This is a genomic window from Arthrobacter sp. Y3223164 (assembly GCF_059091005.1).
In genome coordinates, this window is record NZ_JBNHGF010000947.1 from 1 (window position 1) to 327 (window position 327).

The 327-nt window shown below is 75.5% G+C and carries 1 protein-coding gene; it reads right to left on the minus strand.

Translation table 11 applies throughout. The features are described from left to right. Window positions 1-327 (minus strand): hypothetical protein (locus AC5RUJ_RS18865; protein WP_494156587.1); only part of this gene is annotated, 327 nt, incomplete at both ends.

Here is a 327-nt window from a genome sequence, read left to right on the forward strand (position 1 = left end):
GGCGCGCAGGATGCCGGTCAGCCGCTTTTCCTCGTCCTCGGCAGCCCGTTCGGCGGCGGCGCGGCCTTCGATCGCGTCGTCGAGGGCGGCCCGGCGGTCCTCGAGCTCGAACTCCAGCTCGGCCTGCTCCTCGCGGACCTCGGCCGCCTGCTGTTCCAGGACCTCCGGGTCCCGCCCGCCCTCCGGTTCCCGGTCCGCGGAGCCGAGCAGCCGCCGTCGTTCATTGGCCAGGCCGGCGAGGGCGCGGAAGCGTTCGCGGGTGGACGAGAGCTGGTAGCAGCGCTCGCGCGCGGCGTTGAGCTCCGGGGTGGCTTCGGCCGCCAGCCG